This window comes from Marivirga lumbricoides, from assembly GCF_014636295.1.
GTDB lineage: Bacteria > Bacteroidota > Bacteroidia > Cytophagales > Cyclobacteriaceae > Marivirga > Marivirga lumbricoides.
Genome location: NZ_BMEC01000005.1, coordinates 148,354 through 166,406 on the forward strand (window position 1 = coordinate 148,354; position 18,053 = coordinate 166,406).

An 18,053-nucleotide genomic window follows, 5' to 3' on the forward strand; every position below is an offset into this window, starting at 1 on the left:
TGCATGAATATTTTAAAAAACTTAAAATTATTGTGTAAGAATTTTAATATAAATGTAAGTTGTTGAAAATCAGTTAGTCGGTTTGTGTAATTTGTTTTTGAAAAAGTGAAATATTTTCAAATCTAATCAAACTCGGCTCATATATAGAGTCTTTTTTAATCTTTTAAAAGGTGATTTCCTTCTTTAATTTCAGCCAACTATGTAAAAAAGGTATCGCTAACCAAAGTTATTTTTTAAATTATAGGTCAAAACTATACTAATCAATGCTTATGAAAAAAATATTTCTTTTATGCCTATCAATTTTTTCCCTCACGGAAGTTGTGGCACAAGGCACCATGTTGCTCAGGCAACCCACGCTTTCTGACAAGGAGGTTGTATTTGTGTATGCCAATGATCTGTGGAAAGCGCCATTGAATGGGGGAGATGCCATTCGGTTAACAACCAATGTAGGATATGAATTTTCTCCTCACTTCTCTTCTGACGGTAAGTGGATCGCCTTTACAGCTGAGTATGATGGGAATAGTGATGTTTATATAATACCGTCATCCGGTGGCTCACCTAAAAGACTTACCTTTCACCCTGTAGATGATGTGGTGCAGGGTTGGACACCCAAAGGGGAAGTGCTTTTCAGATCTTCCAGAATGGCTAAACCAACTATGACAAGTCAATTATATACTGTTTCTACAGAAGGTGGTTTGCCGGAAGCTTTACCTATACCAAGAGGTGCTTATGGGGAAATTTCTGATGATGGTCAATATATTGCTTATACACCAATTACTTCGTGGGACCCTGAATGGAGAAATTACAGAGGTGGGCAAGCTATGCCAATCTGGATTGTAAATCTTCAAAACTATGAATTAACAAATACTCCCCAAAAGGACAAGGAACGTCACCTGGACCCGGTTTGGGTAGGTAAGAAGGTATATTATCTTTCTGAAAGAGACTATACCAGTAATATATGGAGTTACGATCTTTCAACTGGCAAAGAGGAACAAGTGACATTTCATAAAAAATTTGATGTTAAAAGTCTTGATGCATTCGGAAAGATGATTGCATATGAGCAGGGTGGGTATCTTCATTTATTAAATACGGAGAATAATGAGGCTAAGCAACTTAATATAAATGTGCAGGGAGACTTAAGCTTTGGTAGAGAGCGCTGGGAAGATGTGACAGCAAATAATGTGAGTAACCCTAATATTTCACCCAATGGAAAGCGTGCCATTTTTGAGCACCGGGGTGAAATTTTTACTTTTCCGAAAGAAGAGGGTAGTTGGAGAAATATAACCCAAAGTAGTGGTGTGGCAGATAGATATCCCGTGTGGTCACCTAAAGGAGATAAAATTGCATGGTTTTCCGATGCAAGCGGAGAATATCAGCTGGTGGTATCCGATCAATTTGGGGCTAATCAAAAAAGTTATGCATTAAAAAATCCGACCTTCTATTTTAAGCCTGATTGGTCTCCTAGTGGTGACTATATTGCTTATACGGATACAGATTATAACATTTGGTTGATCACCCTTAGTAGTGGAGAAGTTAAGAAAGTAGATACTGACAGGTATGCGCATCCCAACAGAACGATGAATCCTTTGTGGTCACCGGATAGCAGATATTTAGCCTATGAGAAACAATTAGATAGCCATTTCAAAGCAATTTTTATTTATGATGCACAAACGGGAATGAGTAAGCAGGTTACCGAGGGGACTGCTGATGCTATTAGTCCGGTTTGGGATATGGCAGGTGAGTATTTATACTTTCTGGCCAGCACAGATTACGGCCTGAATTCCGGCTGGTTGGATATGAGTTCTTTTGATCCGTCTGTAAATAGAAGTTTATATGCCCTCGTACTTAGTGCTTCAGGCAAAGCTCCTAATTTGCCTAAAACAGATGAAGAAGGACAAGAGGAAAATAATGCTGATAAAAAAGAGCCACAGGACAATAAGAAAAACAAAAAGGGAAAAGAAGAGACTAAGCAGGAAACCGCTAAGCCTGTAAAGATTGACTTTGAGGGTATTCAAAAGCGGGTAGTTGCTTTGGATTTACCTTCCAGGAATTACCAGTTTTTAAAAGCTGGAACTGAAAAGCAAATATTTATTGCTGAGGCAATTCCTAATCAGGATGGATTAAAGGTGCATAAATATGATGTAGAAAAAGAAGAAGCAAAGGATTTTCAGGAGGGAGTGAGTGAAATGGTTGTTTCTTCTAACGGACAATTCACCTTACTGAAAGGGAAGTCTGGTTGGATGATCACAGGTACTAAAGATAGCCCTAAAACTGATGATAAATTGCAGGTGTCTGCAAAAGTAAAGGTAATTCCCTCAGAGGAGTATGCACAGATATTTAAAGAAGGCTGGCGTTACATGAGAGACTTTCTGTATGTGGATAATGTACACGGTGCTCCATGGGATAAAGTTTATTCCTGGTACCAACCCTGGTTAAAATATGTGCATCACAGAACGGATTTAAATTACCTCGTGGATATTTTAAGTGGAGAAGTAGCCATTGGCCACTCTTATGTTTCCGGTGGAGATATGCCTGAGGTGGAAAGAGTGCCGGTAGGCCTATTAGGAGCTGATTTTAAAATTGAAAATGGCTTTTATAAGATTGATAAAATTTACAATGGAGAGCAATGGAATCCGGAAATTAGCGCCCCACTAGGCATGCCTGGAGTCAATGTAAAGGAAGGAGATTATATAGTAGCAATAAATGGAACGTCATTAAAAGCACCTCAGAATATCTATGAATTGTTAGCACAAACAGCTAACAGAACCATCAATATTTCAGTAAATAGTTCACCCTCATTAACTGGTGCAAGAAAAGTTACTGTAGTGCCTGTGAGTAATGAATATCAGTTACGCTATATCGACTGGGTGGAATCAAACAGAAGAAAAGTGGATGAGCTTTCAGGTGGTAAAATAGCCTATGTTTACATCCCGAATACAGGGGGTGGTGGCTTTACCAGCTTTAACAAGTATTACTTCTCCCAGCAGGATAAAAAAGGAGTTATTCTTGACGAGCGAAACAATGGGGGCGGTTCAGCAGCCGATTATATGATTGATATTATGGCTCGTGAGCCTTTCGGTTATTTTAACAGCAAAGCTAATGATAACCGACCATGGACCACACCAATTGCAGGCATTTGGGGTCCCAAAGTGATGATCATTAATGAAAGAGCAGGATCCGGTGGAGATTTATTGCCTTATATGTTTAAAGAAAAAGGACTGGGGCCATTGGTAGGCACACGTACCTGGGGTGGCTTAGTAGGCACCTGGGATACACCACGGTTTATTGATGGCGGTAGAATGGTAGCACCACGCGGAGGATTTTATGATACAGAAGGAGAGTGGGCCGTAGAAGGAGAAGGTGTGGCTCCTGATATTGAAGTAATACAAGCGCCAAAACTAGTGGTAGAAGGCAAGGATCCGCAGTTGGAGCGTGCAGTAGAGGAAGCGATGAAGTTACTGAAAAACAATGAATTTAAAATAAAGCCTGAGCCCAAAGCTCCTGTAAGGTGGAAAAGGCCTGAAGGGTATGATGAAGGAAATTGATTAATTAAAATAAAAGTAAGAGGCTGTCTCAAAAGGTTGGCCTCTTATTTTTTTGACCAAATATTATTTTTTTTTCTAATCACAGGATAAGTGAAATAATTAACTATAGAGTCTTAATTAGAAGTTTCGACACTTTTTTGGCTAACGTAAAGTGTGTAACGATCACAACCTCGTAGAGGTGGTATTATGGTAATAATAAATTACTATACTTTAAAGTCCTGTAAGGACGACATTATGCACGTCAATATTCAGCAACTTTCATATGAAATGTCATCCCTAAGGGATTTTAAACCTATTTCACTTGATTGCTACCATAGTTTCGTCTGGCTGGGACTGATACCTTTGATACAGTATGATTAGGTTTTGTGATATCATATTCAAGTAAATTAGGAATATGAAATGCATCGTTGGACACGAAGCATGGCTAGAGGTGGAATGAGGCGAGGCTCACAACCTCGTAGAGGTGATATTATGGTAATAATGAACTCACCATACTTTAAAGTCCTGTAAAGACGACATTATACAACTCAATATTCAGCAACTTTCATATGAAATGTCATCCCAAAGGGATTTTAAACCTATTTCACTTGATTGCTACATAGTTTTTTCCCGATGGGACTGATACCTTTGATACAGTATGATTAGGTTTTGTGATATCATATTCAAGTAAACTAGGAATATGAAATGCATCGTGGGACACGAAGCATGGCTAGAGGTGGAATGAGGCGAGGCTCACAACCTCGTAGAGGTGATATTATGGTAATAATGAACTCACCCTACTTTTAAAGTCCTGTAAGGACGACATTATACAACTCAATATTCAGCAACTTTCATATGAAATGTCACCCCTAAAGGATTTTAAACCTATTTCACTTGATTGCTACCATAGTTTCGTCCCGATGGGACTGGTAGCTCTGATACACTACAGTCAAATTCTGTGACCTCATATTCAAGTAAACTAGGAATATGAAATGCATCGTGGGACACGAAGCATGGCTAGAGGTGGAATGAGTGAGGCTCACAACCTCGTAGAGGTGGTCAACAGAGGAAGGGAAACCACAATTAACTTCCCGTACTCAAAAAGGTAGAAACTGAAATGGGACTAATAGCTAGGGCACACAATCTTGCCAGGAGAACAGCCTAAAACACTGCGCACTTATTTACTTTAACCTATCTAAGCTAAAATTTAACATGGGCAGCTTAAAATTCAATGAAATATTGAAGGCCTGATCAAAAATCAGAAAAAGAGGCTGTCATAAAATTTTGCTTTTGAAACAGCCTCTTATGCCATATAAATAGAAAGCATTTTATGATAGATTATTAACAATTATTAGCCTTTTTTAAATACTAATGTGTAAATTGGTGGTGATTTTTTTAGATAATAATTATGAAAAAGAACAGTCAGAGTGTTAGAAATAATAACATAACAGCAGGTATCATTCTTTTAACAGTGGGTGTTTTTATGCTGTTGGAAAGATTAGATATTTTTGATATTACCCGATTGCTCACATGGCCGGTCATTATTATAGTAGTAGGAGTAATTATTCTTGTTAGAAATAGGATGAACAATGGGTTTGGCTTATTTCTAGTGCTTCTAGGATCTTTTTTCCTGCTAAAGCGGGAAGGATGGCTGCCTTACGGTTATGAAACATATGTAATTCCGGTGGCACTTATTATTCTGGGAATTTATTTCCTTCTTATCAGGAATATGAGAAGTAGTAATGACGATTGGGCTTTGGATCAGGAGTTGTCTAAAAGGAAAGATAAATTTGCTGATGATAGTGATGTTTTAAGAGCAGAGGCCTTATTTGGTTCTGTAAGACGGATTATGCTTTCCAAGAATTTTAAAGGTGGTAAGGTTTCATCTACTTTTGGGAGTGCTTTTATAGATTTATCCAGCGTGGAATTGCAGGAGGATGCCACATTACATTTTGAAGTAACCTTTGGAGGAGTTAAGTTATTCATTCCATCTGACTGGGAACTGAAGACCGATGTCAGTAATACTTTTGCCTCTGTGGAAGACAAAAGAGTATTTCCTCCTGCAGGAGAAGCTACCAACAAAATTCTGAAGCTTACTGGTTCAGTTACTTTTGGAAGCCTTGAAATTATGTCAAAGTAAGAAGCTTACTTTAACATGAGTTCGATTTTAAAATTATATTATAACGTTCCCGGTAGCCCGGGAAAGGCTATCCCGATCCCGCTCAGGCGGGATTATATTTTTTCAAGACCGGAAGTTAACTTGTGCCGACACATCGGTATCCGGTATCTTATTGATATTTCCTGTTTATTAAATGCAGGAATTATCAGATTCCCTGAAACAGCTCAAATGATTCCAGGTAATTAGGTATAATGATGTTTGAAGCTCCGGTCTCTGAAAGATGTGATTTCAATACTTCAGCAGCATCCTTTTCCCCATGAACAACAAAAGTATATTTTGGGCTGTCTTTAATATTTTTAAACCAGTTAATTAGTTCTTTCTGATCAGCGTGTGCAGATAAACCATCAATCTTTACACATTTACAATTAATGGCAACTTCCTCTCCATAGATTTTGACCTGCTTTTTTCCTTCCAAAATGTCCCTTCCACGCGTACCTTCTGCCTGATAGCCAACAAACAATAATGTGTCATTTTTATTAGGCCCTCTGTGAAACAGGTGGTTCAAAATTCTTCCACCGGTAAGCATACCACTTGCCGAAATAATAATGGCCCTTTTTTTAAGAGCATCCAGTGCTTTAGAGTGAGTTTGTTCTTTTATATAATGGAAATTATCAGCATTGAAGATATTTTTATCTGACAATCTGTGTTCTGCATCATGTTTTTCGTACAAAGCGGTTACGCTAATTGCCATTGGACTGTCTAGGTACACTGGTACTTTTGGTAGTTCGCCCGACTGAATTAAATCATTTAGGTAGAATAAAAGGTTTTGGGTTCTGCCTACTGTGAATGCAGGGATCATAATAATGCCTTCATCGATATTTTCAAGAATCTGTGTTTTGAGTTCTTCCCGAATGGTAGTAACATCATTGCTGCGGTTACCATAAGTAGACTCAAGCAGCAGTATATCTGCTGAATTTATTACTGTAGGTGGAAATAATACAGGATCACTTTCTCTTCCTAAATCTCCGGAAAACACTATTTTCTTCTCTTGACTATCTCCTTTGACGATGATTTCTACAATTGAAGCACCGAGAATATGGCCTGCCGGATAAAATTTAATTCGGATCGCATCAGTCAGTTCAATTGACTGATTAAATTTCTCTGTCTTTACCAATGGGAGTGAAGCTTCCACATCCTTTTGGTTATACAGTGCCAGCGGATTTTTATGTTTACTGTAGCCTTTTTTCTTAATGAATTCCGCTTCTTCTTCCTGAAGCTTAGCGGAATCTTTCCATAGGATCTCCAGAAGGTCCGCAGTTGATTCTGTGCAATGGATTTTTCCTGAAAAACCCTGCTTCACAAGGCGCGGAACATAGCCGGAATGATCCAGGTGAGCGTGAGTTAGAATGATTGCATCAATTTGATCAGCAGGAATAGGCAAATCTTCCCAGTTTCTTGATCGTAATTGTTTTAGTCCCTGAAAAAGTCCGCAATCAATTAAAAGATTGTAGTTGTCAATTTCAAGCAGATATTTTGAGCCGGTAACAGATTGAGCCCCACCTAAAAATTTTAATCTTACCTCCATAAAAGCTAGCTTAGAATTAAAATAACAAGATGCTAAAATTAATGTAGAAGTAACTCCTTTTTACTTTTCTTTTGAAAAATATTTAGGTCAAAAGTTGTGTGGCAACTGTAAAACAAAATAACCTCAAAGGGCTCTGAGGTTATTTTGCTTTTGAATATATTATTTTCTCTTTATTCTCTTTTTACGTTGCCGCCACTACTGTTATTACTGTTTACATCAGGACTACCTTTATAGTTTATTCTACCAGCACTACTGGCGTCTGCATCAAGGCTTTCTTCCACATTTACTTCGGCTTTTGCAGCGCTAGAGACATCAATGTTGGCCCTGCTTACAAGCAAGTCGAAAGCCTCCAACTGAGCAGCGCTGCTTGCATCGGCATTCAGATAATTGGCTTTACCTGCCAGAACTGCTTTTGCTGCACTGGATAGTTCTACTCTTAAATTCCCGAAAGAGCCTTTCGCATACAATGACCCTGCAGAGTTAAGTTCAATTCTTAAATCGTCTTCTTTAAAATCAATCAAATGAGCAATAGCACCTGATGATAAACTTATTTTTTCCAGTGAAGGTACAGTTATAACACATTTAATGTCAGGGACAGTGTTTCTCCAACCCCAATTGTCAACATTGTAGCTAATATCCAGCTTTCCGTTATCATTTCTTATTTCAAGATCTTCCAGGTTATCCTCGTCTGAAAATACAGCTACTTTGTATTCATCACCCTGATGTATTTCTAAAAATAGTCCTGTGGCTCCGGATATTTCATCAAAATTATCAAAGCTATAAATCTCTGGGCTCATTTCACCTGATATTTCAAAAGGTGTCCTGTAAAAGTAATTATCCACTACAGCCGGTGTTTTGCTTTGCTTTTCATCGCAGGTTAAGCATTGCAATCCTTCGGAATTAAACATCCAGGTATTATAAGGTATTTGTCTTGTATTGTAACCATTAATGTAGATGGTATTTCTCAACAAATACTGCATGTCTCTATCCATTTGAAATGGCTGGTTATATGGAATGTATAAAGTCATTTTCAATTGCTGGCCTCTGAATAATGCATCTTTTTTAAATTTAAAGTGAGAATCGATCACCAGTACAGAATCATGTTCAAGCACTGCATCATGAGTTATCATTTTTGCATTTTCTTCTGCATCCATTCTTGAACTGCCTTGTGACCTAAAGTCTTTTTCCAGCTTGAATTCGTTTCCGTCATAGCCTTTCAAAGTAAGGCTTGAATATTTAAATTCTTCATATCCTATTTCGTTTACTTTTAAGAAAGCGGTTTTCCCTTCCCCAATTTTGAATGTTTTTACTTCTGAATAGGTACCTCTCTCATCAAATTTGAGGATAGTGGCAGGTATTAAAATTGCCGATAGTACAATTCCTATTACCCATACTGCAAGCATAGAAAAACCTACTGTTTTATTGAGTACCCATCTTTTTGCCAACACACTTACTCCTGAGATAATGATGAATATAGCCGGAATAAGCAGCAGTATTACCACAGCTATTGCCAGTTCTGCAGGTATTGTGTTGGAAATTACCTCGTACGGGAAGTCATTAAAATGGAAGTAATCGGAATTAACGAGAAAACCTTTACTTACCAAAGTGGCTACTACAATAGAAACACCTGATATTAAGCCAAATAGCAGTAAGAAAATACCTAAAATTACTCTGATAGCTTCAACTACAAAGTTAAGTACAGGGCCTAAAGCTTTAGCCAGACCATTCAGAATGATGGCGATTAACCGGAATGGGAACAGTAATATTCTTACCAATAAATTCTCTTCACCGTCTTTTACATTCAGACCTGTTTTAATGTTCTTTTCAATATTGGAAAGTGTTATGGGGGTACCTTCCATTTGCATTTTTTGTGTTACAGTTTTTGCGTATGGGGTGATCAACCATAAAACCAGATAAATAAAGAAACCTGCACCACCGGGAATTAACAGTAAAACAAAAAGGATTCTGATGATGGCTACATCTACCCCCAAATAAGAAGAGAGACCCCTTGCTACACCACCAATTACTTTGTTTTCCTGGCTTCTGTATAGTTTTTTTACCTTTTCATCCTCTCTTAAAAAAGGATTGGCAGGTAGAAAAATCCAGCATACTATATAAGTGATACCAATTAATATTGAAAAACCATCCAGGAAAGTGGTTAAAACCACTAGTAACACGAGTGCCAACCTGATCCAAAGGGCATCCATGTTGAAATAGTGTGCAATTCCGGCAGCTACTCCACCAAATACCTTCCGTCTGGTATCCCTGTATAACTTTTTAGATTCAGGGTTGTCGGTTGCAAAGGTTTTCTGTTGCTGATAATTGGTTTCTTTTTCTTCAGCATGCTCATCAGCCTTTTTAAAATCTTCAATACTACCTAGAGTGGCCATAAGGGCCTGTATGTCATCCAGGTTGATTACCTGCTTGTCTTCTTTAAGCTTGCTAAGGAAGATTTCAGCAATCCTGTTTTCTATGTCATTTATGATTTCCTGACTATCATCAAAATCAGCAAAATATTGGTTTATTGTTTCAAGATAATTTTTCAATGCTTCGAAACCATCCTCCTCTACATGGAAAATAATTCCGCCTATATTGATACTTATGTTCTTTTTCATTGCTTTAAAATTAAGTTTTTTACCTGAGTAGTGCTACTTTTTTTGCCACCCGGCCGAATTATTTTTTAGTGGTTGTGTCTGAATCTGATGGTGAAACAACAGTATTCTTTTGACGAAATTCATCCGTTGTGGCGTATAAACCATCCCAGGTCTGATCCAATGCTCTCATGGTACTCATGCCAGTTTCAGTTAATTTGTAATGCTTTTTAGGTAATCCGTTTTCTGAGCTCACCCAATCGTATTCAACCAAACCTTCATTTTTAAAGCGGATAAGTAAAGGGTAAATTACTCCTTCAACAGAAATTAACTTGGCAGCCAATAACTCCTCAATTATATCAGATGCATAAACCTCTCCTCTATGCAGTATTTGCATGGCACAATATTCCAGGACTCCCATCCTCAATTGCGATTTTATTCTTTCTGCTATCATATAGATTTTCATTTTATTAAAAATATTGTCGGTGAAATATTCTTCACTTTCAGAGTACATTTGCCAAGTTTTGTACCAACAGATTTTTCCTGAAGGCTAAGATTACTCAATAGGTGGTTAAAAACAGCTTTATTTAATATATAAGCCTATAAGAATATTTTCGGCTCCGGTTTTTGGGAATTTAAAATTGACTTTTGCTGTTCGGGCATGATCACTCCCAAAAGGAAAAGTGTACGCTTTTGTTACAATTTTCTATTAACAAGAATCAACAAAAGGTGTAAATGGATGATTAGATTATATTATTTAGAGAGATATTTGCTACTTTTAGGAAAATATTAATCCATGCGATTTTTATCAGTTTTAATTCTTTTACTAGTTATTTCCCTGGAGCTTGCTGCGCAGGTTTCCAAGCCAAAGTATGCTAATGAGTTTCTTTCCATTGGGGTAGGAGCCAGAAGTTTTGCGATGGGCGGAGCTACTGTTGCTTCAGTAAATGATGCTTCAGCGGGCTATTGGAACCCGGCCAAACTGATGAGCGTGAAGAATGATTATTCCCTCAACATTATGCACGCGGAATATTTTGCGGGAATAGCAGCCTATGATTATGCCGGCTTTGCCACACCTATTGATGAGCAAAGCTCAATGGCTATCACTTTTTTAAGATTTGGTGTGGATGATATCCCTGATACCCGTTTCCTGTATGATGCCAATGGTGCCCTCAATTACGATAATATTCGGTTTTTCTCTGCTGCCGATTACGCTTTTCAGTTCTCTTATGCCAGAAACTTAAAAATGTTGGAAGGTTTATCCTTTGGTGCTAATGCAAAAATTATTCATCGAACAGTAGGGGAGTTTGCCAAAGCATGGGGATTTGGTTTTGATCTTGGTTTAGCTTATCAATATAAGAATTTCGATTTTGGATTAATGGCAAGAGATGTAACAGGTACTTTTACAACCTGGTATCATAATATTACTTTAATAGAAGATATCTACACCCAAACAGACAACGTGATTCCTGAAAATACCACTGAGCTGGCAGTTCCAAGGGTAATTTTGGGAGCTGCTTATACGCAAAAGCTGCCTTACAAGTTCAGTATATTAGGAGAAGTAAATTTTGACGCTACTTTTGACGGCCCCAGGAATACCTACATCAGCGAAGAAGCATTTTCAATAGACCCAAGAGCAGGAATAGAAATTGCTTTTGACCAAATGGCTTTCTTGCGTTTTGGAGCAAACAATCTTCAGCAAATAAAAAACTTTGATGGCTCCGAAAGATGGAATGGACAAGCTAACATGGGAGTGGGCTTCAAATACAAAATACTTCAGGTTGATTACGCTTTTACAGATTTAGGTAATAGTTCAGAATCTCTTTATTCACATATATTTTCTTTAATACTAAATTGGGATGCGAAAGAATAAGCTATTTTTCATCATCGGCTTTTTGTTTCCCTTCCTGCTTCCGTTTTCAGGCTTTAGCCAATATGGTGCGGAATGGATTAACTATAATCAACAGTATTATAAAATTCCTATTGTGCGGGAGGGTGCTTACCAACTAGATTATAACACTCTTTTACAAGCTGGATTACCTCTTTCCGCAATTGATGCCAGAACTATCAGGATTTACCACCGGGGCAATGAAATAGCTATAAGAGTAACAGGGCAGGCCGATGGAAGGTTAAATCAGGGTGATTTAATTCAGTTTTTAGCTAAAGCAAATGATGGTAATTCTGATACACCACTTTATGTAACACCGGAAGACCAACCACACACTTATTATAATCTGTTTACTGACACTACCGCTTACTTTTTAACCTGGAGATTAGATGGTGTGCAAGGGAAGAGAATGGTAGAAGAAAATATTATTAATAATATAAATAATTTATCTACAGAGACTTCCTATGTCAGGCTAAATAGAAATTTATATGTAAACTCATCAAGCACAGGGCAGTCCTATAGTCCTCAAAATGAAGTGTATAAATCTGCTTTTGATACAGGAGAAGGCTGGTCAGGCACTGAGTTTACTGCTGCCACTAATTTCACTATTACTTCACTCATTAAACAAAACAGAAGTGATTCACCACCACAGTTCTCAATTTTAGTTCAGGGAAGAAACGCCAGAGATCATCAGGCGGAAATATTTGTCGGTAGCTCAGCCGGTAGTTTAAGAAGTGTTGGTGTAATGAATTTCTCCGGTTATGGTTTTGAAACTTTATCTACGGCCCTTGACTGGTCCGATGTAAATACCAACGGCTCTATCGTTGTACGCGTAGTTCCGCAAGGAGCCTCTCCCGACAGGATGTCAGTATCTTATATTGATGTAAATTACAGTAAAACTTTTGACATGACCGATGAGCCCAGCACTCGGTTGAGGTTGCAGCCCAATAATGGAAATGCTTCTTTTGTAAGGTTTCAAAATATTAACAGCAGCGCACAGCTTTACAGAATTAATAATTTTGATGATCCTGTACTATTGCGAGCCAATAAGGTTGGAGGTGAACTCTATACCGTAATAGAAAACACCTTTAATGGGGCTGATCTTTATTTTCAGAACCAGAATTTTGTTACGCCCACTATTAAAAGGGTCAACTTTCGAAATTTCAATAGCATTAATCCCGATTATGTAATTATCAGCCACAAAGACTTAAGAAGTGCAGCCGGAGATTACGATGATCCTGTAAAGGCTTATGCATCTTACAGAGCTTCGCAACAAGGAGGGGCTTATGATACCTTAAGTGTAAATGTAGGGCAATTGTATAACCAATTTAATTACGGTGAAACTTCTCCTATGGCACTTTACCGTTTTACCAGGTTTTTGGCTGAAAATAAAAAGACAGAGTTTATATTTTTGATAGGAAAAGGATTAAACTGGTTTCATAATTATTATAGACAGTCTACCACTTCTGCTACTCTTTACAAAGAATATGTGCCGGTAGCAGGAAATCCCGGCTCTGATAATCTCTATAGCTTTGGAATTAAAGCCAGTAATGAAGTAGCTATTGCTTTTGGCAGGTTAAATGCGCACAGCTCTCAAAATATAGCTACTTACCTTGATAAAATTAAAGAAATGGAAGCCAGTCCGTTGGATAATCTGAGAAGGAAGAAGTTTCTGCACCTAAGTGGCGGTCTGTCAGCATTTGAAGTCAATAGGTTTAAGAATAATATTCAGGAGTTCTCCAATTTTGCAGAAAGCCCATTTATCGGTGGCGATGCCATCAATATAACCAAAGAAACCACCCAGGTGGTAGAACTTATAAATGTGGCTGATGAAGTAAATGATGGCTTGGCAATGATTACTTTTTTTGGACATTCTTCCACCGGTGCAACGGATATAGATATTGGTTTTGTGAGTAATGATGTATTTGGCTATAAGAATAAAGGTAAATATCCCTTTATATTAATTAATGGCTGTAATGCCGGCTCGTTTTACAGGCAAAGAACTGCTGAAATTACTTTCGGAGAGGATTGGGTAAATACTCCCGATAAAGGAGCTATTGGAGTATTTGCTCACTCTGCGCTGGGCTTCACTAATGAGCTTAAGCGCTATTCAGATATTTTTTATGTCACTGCTTTCGGGGATTCTTCTTTTATTGATCAACCGCTTGGCAAGATTCAGCAAGTAGTAATTGCCAATTATTTAGATTTGTTTGGTTCCGAGCCAGCAGAAATCTTTATAGCACAGGCTCAGCAGGTGAACTTAATGGGAGACCCTGCCTACCGCTTATTCCCTACACAGAAGCCGGATTTAGCGGTTACTAATGAAGATTTAAGCGTGGTTTCATTAGACGGAGAACCTATTAATGCCATCTCTCCGGAATTTGGCATCAATGCGATTATCAGAAATTATGGGATTACTCCAACGGATTCAATTGGTATATCTGTTACAAGAACTTTACCTAACAATCAGGTGATTGTACAGGAAACCCAGTATTTTCCTTCAATCTATTATCAGGATACGGTACAAATCAAAATCTTTAATGAAGACATTGAAAGCTTCGGACAGAACATTTTTGAAATTAAAGTTGATGCGGCAGACTCCATTGATGAAATTAGTGAGAGTAATAACATAGCTACTATTAGCTACTTTATTTCAATCGGTACCACACTTAATTTGTACCCTTATAATTTTTCTTTCACGGATGAACAAAATGTTCAACTTACTGCTCAATCAACAGATTTATTTTCAGACAACAGGGATTTTCTCTTTGAGCTTGATACCAGCCGAAATTTCCAGAGTCCGTTTTTACAGCAACAGACGATAAATGCTAAAGTAATTGCAAAATGGACTGCTTCGTTACTTAATACAGAGGGGCAGACTTATTTCTGGCGTACAAAATTCGCCAACCCCGTAGGAGATGAGCCGGATGAGTGGACAACTTCATCATTTACCTATACAAGCTCAGCTCAGCAAGGATGGATTCAGAATACCAGTTCTCAGTTTCAGTTAAATGAAGTAGTAGGCTTGAATATCGGCAATGGAAGTTGGTCGTTTGAAGAAAATCCTTTCACTCTGGAAGTGAGCAACCCAGCTGATTTCTCCTTAGGAAGGTTGAGCATTCAGATAAAGGGTACTGAATTTGCTACCTTTGGTTTCTTTGTTGATGAGTGTGATGTCAATTCCCTAAATTTAGTAGCTTTTGATAAGTCCTCAGGTGCACCTTACCGAATACTCGCCAATGGTGATTTCGATGTATTAGATCCGCTCTCTTGCGGTAGAAGTCCTCAGGTAATTAACCAAATTTTTAATACGCAACTAAATCAGCCGGGAACTTATTTTAAGAAATATTTTGACGAATTACCAGAAGGCGATTTTGTATTGTTAAGCTCCTACGATAGTGTAGCATGGAATATTTTAATGGCTAATAACAGGCCGGAGCTTCTGAATTTAGGTGCTTCAGCTGCTGTAATTGATAATCTTCAAAATGGAGAACCTTACATATTATTAGGTAAGAAAGGATATGGAGCAGGTAATGGGATAGAAGTAATTGCAAATGGAGCTTCCCCAGATCCCAAAAATATGCAGGTAATCACTTTAAATGAAGTAGTAAATGCAAGGTATGAGAGCGGAACTGTGTTTTCAAGCCAGATAGGGCCGGTAAAGCAATGGGGCAGCCTGGATGCCGATTTTGGAGATGTTAGTGCTAATGATGAAGTGCGTGTTGATGTATTCGGTATTGATACGCTTAGCAACCAGACACTCATATTTTCTGATGCCACTCTTCCGCTTGATTTGAGTGCAGTGGAAGCCAAACTTTATCCTTATTTAAGATTACGTGCCACTATTGCTGATCCTGTTGATCTTTCGGCTGTTAAATTATTGCAATGGCAGCTAAAGTTTAATGAGGTGCCTGAGGGTGTTGTTTTACCGGAAAAGAACTTTGAAGAAGCTCGGAAAGCGGTTAATGAAGGGGAAAGCTATCAGTTAAATTTTAGATTTGTGAATGTAACCCCTAATGATTTTACAGACAGTATTGTACATCAAACTCAGCTGTTCAACCAAAATAGCAGAACATTTTTTAATCAGTATGATACAATACCACCTTTAGAGGCTTTTGCAGAAGATGATTTTAGCTTTAATATTAACTCAAGAGGAAAAGTAGGGAAAAATAGTATTACTACCATAGTAAATCCGGGGTCCAGGTTTGCAGAGAGCCTTTCTGTTAATAATATTGTTAATTATCCTGAGATTTTAGATGTGAAAAAAGACTCATTACCTCCATTTTTAGAAGTTACATTTGATGGGATCAATATATTAGATGGAGATATTGTGAGCCCTACACCTGTGATCAGGCTGGAATTGAAAGATGAAAATGTGTTGATCCCTAAACAAGATACCACGGGAATAGAAATTGAGCTTCAGCAATTTTGTGAAGGCTGTGTTTCCCGAAGAATAGCTTTTTCTAACCCCAGAGTGGAGTGGAGCCCGGAAACATCCGACAAACCTTTTAGTGTACAATATCAACCTGATGCACTCTCTGACGGGCTTTATCAACTGAGGGTAAAAGGTACTGATGCTAGTGACAATGCTACTGGCAATGATGAGCCTTATAAAATTAAATTTGAAGTGATCAACGCTTCAACTATCACCAATTTTTATCCTTATCCTAATCCTTTTTCTACACAAACACGCTTTGTATTTACACTTACAGGCGCTGAACTGCCAGACGAAATAAAAATTCAGATTTTAACGGTTACCGGTAGGGTAGTGCGTGAAATTTTGCAGGATGAAATTGGCCCAATCCATATAGGAAATAATATTACAAGCTATGCCTGGGATGGTCGGGATGAATTTGGTGACCTATTAGCCAATGGGGTATACTTATACAGAGTGTTGGTACGAATGAATGGAGCCTTTATGGAGCAAAGAGCTACAAGTGCAGATAAGGCTTTTACAAAGGGCTACGGCAAGTTATATATTCTCAGATAAAGGATTTGCTTAACCATACACCCAATAAGATAGCCAGTAGACCTACTATTAAACTCACTGCTGCATACAAAAGGAACTGCGAATAATTGTTTTGTTGAATCATGCTGATATTTTCGTAAGCAAAAGTAGAAAATGTGGTAAATCCTCCGCAAAAGCCAATCCCTATTAATAGTCTTAGCTGTTCCGTATTGGTTTCCGTTTTTAGTACATAACCCATTATTACTCCTAATAAAAGACTTCCAAAGATATTTACTATAAAAGTACCCAGAGGAAATGAGGTAGTAGGAAACCATTTTATTGAATAAACAGAAATGAGGAAACGAAGGATGCTTCCTGCAGCACCTCCTAAACCGACAAGTGCTAATTGTTTAATCATTTAGAGGCAAATTTTCTTTCCCACTGTTCCCTGTCGTATACAAGTTTCCCACCTGCATCCCACTCCTGATTAATATAGGGCTCAAATTTTTCATTGAATGGGTCAGTGCGATATTGAATAGTTTTTTTTCTCCTCCTGCGCTGGTCATAATATTCTACCCAAAGCCCGACTTTTTTATCGAAACGAAATTCCCCCTGCACTGCTACCTGGCCGTTTTCATGAAAGTAGAGATAAGTTCCTTCCTTTTCTCCGTAAACAATGGGAATTACTTCTTTCACCTGGGTTCTGTCTTTATCATAATAGATTATTTCCGAATCAATAGGCCAGCCTTTAAAGTAGACCATTTTGTCCATTAAAATACCGTTGTTATCATAACGCATCCACCTGCCATGTTTAAGGCCATTCCAATACATTCCTGATTCAATTACTTCGCCATCTTTCAGCTTTTGATATGGTCCATGCAAAATCCCTGCAAACTTCGGATCTGCATTTTTGGTGCTTCTGATCTGTTTTCTTTTAAAGTCGTACCAGTAAAAATCTCTTACAAAAGGATCAGGCTCTACATATTCTTTTTTGAGGTAATTGAACAGTTCCCGGGTTACATTCTCACCAAAACCTGAAATAGTAAAGTTTTTCCGTGTTTTTTTGTCGTAGTAGAAGTTTTTCTTCTTCTTTTCTTCTTTTTTCTCCTCTTCTTCCTTTTCCTCTTCTTCTTCCGCATTTAAATCAATGGTCACAGGAGCGCCATCCAGAAACTGAAAGGAAGTTCTGATGCTGTCGCTGGCAGTAGTTGTGGTGTCTTTTTGCTCTTCAGTTTGGGACCACAAATCCATACAAGAGAAGGCTACTAAAAAATATATTAAAACTATTTTCTTCATTAGTTTAAAAACGCAAACAGCCCGAAGATATTGAATTCCCCGGGCTGTTCATAATTATTTTTTAGAATTTGGGAGCAGAAAAGAAACCCTTCCCGCCAGCTT

General features: G+C 38.0%; 9 protein-coding genes. 4 read left to right on the plus strand and 5 right to left on the minus strand.

What is annotated here, in order from left to right:
- Positions 1-269 precede the first annotated feature (269 nt).
- Both IEV85_RS09195 and IEV85_RS09200 read left to right on the plus strand, forming a co-directional pair.
- A complete protein-coding gene (locus tag IEV85_RS09195; RefSeq protein ID WP_188462539.1) occupies positions 270-3,545 on the plus strand; it encodes a PDZ domain-containing protein in 3,276 nt (1,091 codons plus the stop codon).
- Between the two features lie 1,387 nt (positions 3,546-4,932).
- Positions 4,933-5,664 carry a LiaF transmembrane domain-containing protein gene (locus IEV85_RS09200; protein WP_188462541.1) on the plus strand — a complete coding sequence of 244 codons (732 nt, stop codon included), beginning with the start codon at positions 4,933-4,935 and terminating at the stop codon, positions 5,662-5,664.
- 184 nt (positions 5,665-5,848) lie between these two features.
- Here the strand turns inward: IEV85_RS09200 and IEV85_RS09205 are convergent, their stop codons facing one another.
- The 3 genes from IEV85_RS09205 to IEV85_RS09215 all read right to left on the minus strand — a co-directional run bounded on the left by IEV85_RS09205 (position 5,849) and on the right by IEV85_RS09215 (position 10,333).
- On the minus strand, positions 5,849-7,228 hold the full coding sequence (locus IEV85_RS09205; protein ID WP_188462542.1) for an MBL fold metallo-hydrolase RNA specificity domain-containing protein: 1,380 nt from the start codon (positions 7,226-7,228) through the stop codon (positions 5,849-5,851).
- A gap of 170 nt (positions 7,229-7,398) precedes the next feature.
- Positions 7,399-9,843, minus strand: coding sequence for a GIN domain-containing protein (locus tag IEV85_RS09210; RefSeq protein ID WP_188462544.1), 2,445 nt, complete (start codon positions 9,841-9,843; stop codon positions 7,399-7,401).
- 58 nt (positions 9,844-9,901) lie between these two features.
- On the minus strand, positions 9,902-10,333 hold the full coding sequence (locus IEV85_RS09215) for a PadR family transcriptional regulator (RefSeq protein ID WP_345259531.1): 432 nt from the start codon (positions 10,331-10,333) through the stop codon (positions 9,902-9,904).
- A 282-nt stretch (positions 10,334-10,615) separates the two neighbouring features.
- On the opposite strand from IEV85_RS09215, the gene IEV85_RS09220 reads away from it, so the two are divergent.
- Both IEV85_RS09220 and porU2 read left to right on the plus strand, forming a co-directional pair.
- Positions 10,616-11,692, plus strand: coding sequence for a putative type IX sorting system protein PorV2 (locus IEV85_RS09220; protein ID WP_188462545.1), 1,077 nt, complete (start codon positions 10,616-10,618; stop codon positions 11,690-11,692).
- A complete protein-coding gene (porU2, locus tag IEV85_RS09225; protein ID WP_188462547.1) occupies positions 11,679-16,697 on the plus strand; it encodes a putative type IX secretion system sortase PorU2 in 5,019 nt (1,672 codons plus the stop codon). Before IEV85_RS09220 ends, porU2 begins: the two co-directional genes overlap by 14 nt.
- Here porU2 and crcB read toward each other — a convergent pair.
- Together crcB and IEV85_RS09235 are read right to left on the minus strand one after the other, a co-directional pair.
- Positions 16,690-17,073: a fluoride efflux transporter CrcB gene (crcB, locus tag IEV85_RS09230; protein ID WP_229712547.1), complete on the minus strand. Its 384-nt coding sequence runs from the start codon at positions 17,071-17,073 to the stop codon at positions 16,690-16,692. The two genes, porU2 and crcB, sit on opposite strands and share 8 nt — an antisense overlap.
- Positions 17,070-17,951: a toxin-antitoxin system YwqK family antitoxin gene (locus IEV85_RS09235; RefSeq protein ID WP_188462549.1), complete on the minus strand. Its 882-nt coding sequence runs from the start codon at positions 17,949-17,951 to the stop codon at positions 17,070-17,072. The genes crcB and IEV85_RS09235 overlap by 4 nt, the downstream gene beginning before the upstream one ends.
- Between the last annotated feature and the right edge of the window lie 102 nt (positions 17,952-18,053).

What these genes read in the sequence shown, in the direction of transcription:
- IEV85_RS09200 (WP_188462541.1), top strand. Translation starts at nt 4,933, where the DNA reads ATGAAAAAGAACAGTCAGAGTGTTAGAAATAATAACATAACAGCAGGT.
- crcB (WP_229712547.1), bottom strand. Translation starts at nt 17,073, where the DNA reads ATGATTAAACAATTAGCACTTGTCGGTTTAGGAGGTGCTGCAGGAAGC.
- IEV85_RS09220 (WP_188462545.1), top strand. Translation starts at nt 10,616, where the DNA reads ATGCGATTTTTATCAGTTTTAATTCTTTTACTAGTTATTTCCCTGGAG.
- IEV85_RS09195 (WP_188462539.1), top strand. Translation starts at nt 270, where the DNA reads ATGAAAAAAATATTTCTTTTATGCCTATCAATTTTTTCCCTCACGGAA.
- IEV85_RS09235 (WP_188462549.1), bottom strand. Translation starts at nt 17,951, where the DNA reads ATGAAGAAAATAGTTTTAATATATTTTTTAGTAGCCTTCTCTTGTATG.
- porU2 (WP_188462547.1), top strand. Translation starts at nt 11,679, where the DNA reads ATGCGAAAGAATAAGCTATTTTTCATCATCGGCTTTTTGTTTCCCTTC.
- IEV85_RS09210 (WP_188462544.1), bottom strand. Translation starts at nt 9,843, where the DNA reads ATGAAAAAGAACATAAGTATCAATATAGGCGGAATTATTTTCCATGTA.
- IEV85_RS09215 (WP_345259531.1), bottom strand. Translation starts at nt 10,333, where the DNA reads ATGTACTCTGAAAGTGAAGAATATTTCACCGACAATATTTTTAATAAA.
- IEV85_RS09205 (WP_188462542.1), bottom strand. Translation starts at nt 7,228, where the DNA reads ATGGAGGTAAGATTAAAATTTTTAGGTGGGGCTCAATCTGTTACCGGC.